Consider the following 3,718-nt stretch of genomic DNA (forward strand, 5'->3'; position numbering starts at 1 on the left):
GCCGCGTCGCGAAAGCCATCACGCTTGTGCGACTGACAAAGCCCAATGCTCATAAAGCCGGATCAGGTCCGGCCGGTGTGTGGCGTAGGTGCAGTATGACGATGTGAGCCGCTACACCGTGCGCGTCGTAGCCGATTGCGCGGGCTTCCGGTCTCGCGCCGGCCCAACTGCGGCCGCTTTCGAATGGCTTTGCGTGGAAGGTTCCCAGTCTGTCCATAGGCTCGGAAGAAGTCGGACAGTTGACATGGCCGGTCAGTTGCAACTCCCTTTCCCAGCACTCCACTGCCCGGTAGAGCGCATGAAAGTTCTCCTTTCGGGCAGTTCTTAAGACGCTCGCCACGCCATGAGGCAGTGGGGCATCGGTGTGCGTCAGGTGCTTCTGCCCATGCAGGATTCCACAACATTGATGAAATCGTTTGTTTCGATGAAAGGCATCCACACTTTGGATAGTTGACCACGCGTTTCAAAGATCGTGAACTACATCTCGTCGTTGTGCTCGACGCACTTCCGACAAGTAACCTCACGGGCGCGGCATGCAGGATCCGAGCCCAGCCGGTCATGAGTGCGGCCTTGCCGGGTCGGGCGATAGGCAGTCATGCCCTTCCTGCGGGTCAAGCACTCCGAAAAAACATTTCCCCCATAAATGCTAGATCTTCCGCTGCCTTTTCGCGTCACAGGCCGTCAAACGTCCGGCCGTTCACAACAGTGATCCGGCAAGTGTTTGGCTGCGCGAGACGATGCTGCAGGGAGTCGTCCTGCATGGCACTTCGCTATGATGCTGCGGTGCCGTCTAACGGCGCCTCGTGTTTGAACACACTGAACGGCCACCGCGATCAAAATCGATGGTTCGAGGACCGTTGATCATCACCCCGCCAGCCTCGATCTTGTTTGCCGCCACGAGAGCGACACAGAGACTGCTGGTGAAGATGCCCGCCTGCCCGCTATGTTCGGGATGGTTGACCATCCCGGATGGACCCATCGAGGGTGTCAAGGCGAGCATGAGCACAGGCGCGAACAGTTCACGGGCAGGCGCGACGGTGGCCGCAAAGCAACGTCGCGCCAGCATGCGATCTCAGCAGGATCGGCACCATCCTGTCAGGGAGCAATGCGAGTGGCTGGCTTAGCCGCTGCGACGCTGCCCGGCATCGATGACGAGGACCTGGCGCCGTGCGAGGAGCAAGAGTAGACGGATAGTATGCGCGGGAGTGGCGACCGACCACCTTGTTTCTAAGGCAGACTGAAAGCGGCTCTTACCGGGCGGCTACGCTGTTTCAGAGACTGGGGCGTCGTGCACATCCAGCCGATACTCTTTGTTGCGGATTGCGAACCGATTGCATTGCCGCAGTTACTGGCATCATGTTAACGCGTCGGACGGCGACATTGGCGAGCACGGTTTTGTGGCCGCAGTTGACAAAGCCCATAAGTTCTAGATGCTGCGTGCTAGAATAGATGTTTGAAATCGCAGGGAGTTTCTGATGTCCAACCTTAAGGAAACTGAGGCAACCCAGGCAGCAGGCGAGGTGCCCGTGAAGGAACAGACACCCGATACAAAGGCGCCGAAGACGCGGAAGCGGACCGCGCAGCGCGCAGGTGCTATACGAACCAGAGCCGCCAGCTCGGCTCTTCAGGCGTCTTCATCTAAAGCGATCGCTTCGCCTACAGTCCGGGCAGCGCGGAGAAATTACTCTGAGAACGAGCGTGCCCAGAAGCTCGGCGAGATCGAGAAGCAGATCGGACGGGGAGAGAGTATCAAGGCAGCCGTTCAGAACGCTGGAATATCGGAACAGACGTACTATCACTGGAAAAGGGCTGCTGGGCAGACAACACAGAGCGATGAGCTCAAGGATCTTGTGAAGCTTGAAGAAGAGAACGCCCGTCTGAAGAAGCTCCTCGCTGACCGGCTCCGGAAAGAAAACGCCGAGCTCAGGAAAAAGCTCGGGCTTGCTTGAGCCCTTTGCCGCCATAGGCAAAAAGCCCGAGGGGCGGCTGACCTGAGCTCCAAGGTGACCTTCCTTTCTTCCTGTGACACAGCGAACAGCGTCGCGCCCAGCAGCCGATACTGGCGCAACGAGCTGTTTCGACCTGAGACCGGGCAGCCGGCAACTGAAGACGTTCTTGACGAACGCGCCCAGCCGCTCCCGCCGCCAGTGGTGATCGAGCTGGACGTCGCCGGCAAGGTGCGGCTGCGGATTCCACTGACCACGCCGCCAACACTGGCAGCGGCGATGGTGAAGGCGCGGGGCGTTTCATGATCCCGGTCCCGAGCCAGGTGCGGATCTGGTTGGCGGTGGGCCGGACCGATATGCGTCGCGGAATGCAGCGTCTCGCTCTGCAGGTTCAGGAGACATTGGGCCGGGATCCGCATTTATGCGTCGGGCGAGATTATGTGGCGGAGCCGCCCTGACCCCTTCGGACCGGCCAAACCCAGCTTGCCTCCGCCACATAAACATTCAGATGGAGTTCAGCAGTTGCAGAACGGAGTCATTTGGTCGGAAACGCACGCCGTGATCGCCGGTGACGCCCGCCTTCTCGAGTCCATTGCGCATCATCTCTACATCCGCTGTGGCATAGCGGTGGGTCGTGGCGACCCGTGCATGCCCGAGCCAGGCTTGGATCGTCAAAAGGTCCACGCCGGACTGGAGAAGCTTCATGGCGAGGGAGTGCCGGAAGATGTGCGGCGATATGGGCTTGTCGGCCAAAGCCGGTCTGGTAGGCCCGGCGCTCGTTGCGGGCGCCGAGGAATATCGGTCGCGGCTCGTGATGGGCGATCCCGCGCTCGCTCAACAAGGATGTCAGCGCCCGCAGCCGGGTCCTTAGCAATGGGGACGACGCGGTCTCTACGCCCTTTGCCGCGCAGCAGCACTTGTGGGTGCGGCCGCTCCAACTGAAGGTCGTTTGCGTTGACGCCGGTGGCTTCGGAGGCCGGGCGCCGGTTCGTGCCAAGAAAGAGCAGAAAGGCTCGGTCGCGCCGACCACGGGGCGTCTTTGGATCTGGCGCCGCGATGAGGGTGTCCACTTCGGCCGTGGTGAGGTGGTACGTCACGTCAATGTGCGTCCGTTTAATGGGAATCGTCAGCACGCGTTGGGCGACGCCGAAGGATGCCGGGTCGGCGGCAGCGACGTGGCGGAAGAAAGATCGGATCGCGGCCAAGCGGGCGTTGCGCGTGGTGACGGAATTGTTCCGCTTCTCCTCGAGTTCGTCGAGAAAAGCGAGAACGAGATCTCGATCAGCTCTTCGAGCGCCAACGCCCCCGGCTTCTTCCGCAATCGGGCGGCGGCAAAGAGGATCAGCATGCGCAAGGCATCGCGATAGCTGGCCACGGTCGCGGGAGTCGCATTGCGCTGCTTCGTCAGGCGCCGGCGGAAATAGGACTCCAGGAGCGGCGCTAGGAGTAGGTGTTAACTCATGCTGCTCCTTGAGCGCGCCGCCATCGAGTGCCACCTCGGCTTGATCAATCAGATCAACGAGGCGTTGACGGTGGTCGAGGCGGATATCGCGGTGGTGCCCACTAGGATCCGACAATCCGTCGCCTGATGACGTTGCCTCCGTCACCGTGGGTGCGAACGTTGCCGCGGCAATCGGCAACATTCGGCGCTTCAGCGATCCACAGAGGCTTGTCGCCTACCTTGGCTTCTTCCGAGCGTGCGGCAGTCGGTGAGGGACCGGCCTATCATGGCCGCATCACGAAGCACGTCTCCTGAATCGAAACCTCTATCC

The 3,718-nt window shown here is 60.8% G+C and carries 8 protein-coding genes; 5 read left to right on the top strand and 3 right to left on the bottom strand.

Going from position 1 to position 3,718, the window contains the following annotated elements:
- Positions 1-49: 49 nt before the first annotated feature.
- The gene (locus tag EN738_RS32195) at positions 50-217 is read right to left on the bottom strand and encodes a hypothetical protein (RefSeq protein ID WP_236372582.1); all 168 of its coding nucleotides are present in this window, start codon (positions 215-217) and stop codon (positions 50-52) included.
- Between the two features lie 573 nt (positions 218-790).
- Entirely contained in the window at positions 791-1,066 is a 276-nt protein-coding gene (locus EN738_RS32200) for a hypothetical protein (RefSeq protein ID WP_091600633.1), read from the bottom strand.
- A 409-nt stretch (positions 1,067-1,475) separates the two neighbouring features.
- On the opposite strand from EN738_RS32200, the gene EN738_RS32205 reads away from it, so the two are divergent.
- Genes EN738_RS32205 through tnpB form a run of 3 tightly spaced genes read left to right on the top strand, consistent with a single transcriptional unit; the run spans position 1,476 to position 2,404 of the window.
- Complete coding sequence (locus EN738_RS32205) at positions 1,476-1,949, top strand: transposase (RefSeq protein ID WP_091600632.1); 474 nt, start codon at positions 1,476-1,478, stop codon at positions 1,947-1,949.
- Positions 1,950-2,003: 54 nt separating this feature from the next.
- Complete coding sequence (locus EN738_RS36610; RefSeq protein WP_236473611.1) at positions 2,004-2,252, top strand: transposase; 249 nt, start codon at positions 2,004-2,006, stop codon at positions 2,250-2,252.
- Positions 2,249-2,404, top strand: coding sequence for an IS66 family insertion sequence element accessory protein TnpB (gene tnpB / locus EN738_RS36850; RefSeq protein WP_084831567.1), 156 nt, complete (start codon positions 2,249-2,251; stop codon positions 2,402-2,404). Before EN738_RS36610 ends, tnpB begins: the two co-directional genes overlap by 4 nt.
- Positions 2,405-2,450: 46 nt before the next feature.
- On the opposite strand, the gene EN738_RS36620 is transcribed toward tnpB, so the two are convergent.
- Positions 2,451-2,699 carry a tyrosine-type recombinase/integrase gene (locus tag EN738_RS36620; protein ID WP_236372574.1) on the bottom strand — a complete coding sequence of 83 codons (249 nt, stop codon included), beginning with the start codon at positions 2,697-2,699 and terminating at the stop codon, positions 2,451-2,453.
- Between the two features lie 170 nt (positions 2,700-2,869).
- Here EN738_RS36620 and EN738_RS36625 point away from each other — a divergent pair, with 170 nt between their 5' ends.
- Complete coding sequence (locus EN738_RS36625; RefSeq protein WP_245466780.1) at positions 2,870-3,313, top strand: hypothetical protein; 444 nt, start codon at positions 2,870-2,872, stop codon at positions 3,311-3,313.
- A 93-nt stretch (positions 3,314-3,406) separates the two neighbouring features.
- Positions 3,407-3,535: a hypothetical protein gene (locus EN738_RS36855; RefSeq protein ID WP_259980032.1), complete on the top strand. Its 129-nt coding sequence runs from the start codon at positions 3,407-3,409 to the stop codon at positions 3,533-3,535.
- The last annotated feature ends 183 nt before the right edge of the window (positions 3,536-3,718 follow it).

The sequence above is a fragment of the Mesorhizobium sp. M4B.F.Ca.ET.017.02.2.1 genome, from assembly GCF_003998955.1.
Classification (GTDB): domain Bacteria; phylum Pseudomonadota; class Alphaproteobacteria; order Rhizobiales; family Rhizobiaceae; genus Mesorhizobium; species Mesorhizobium abyssinicae.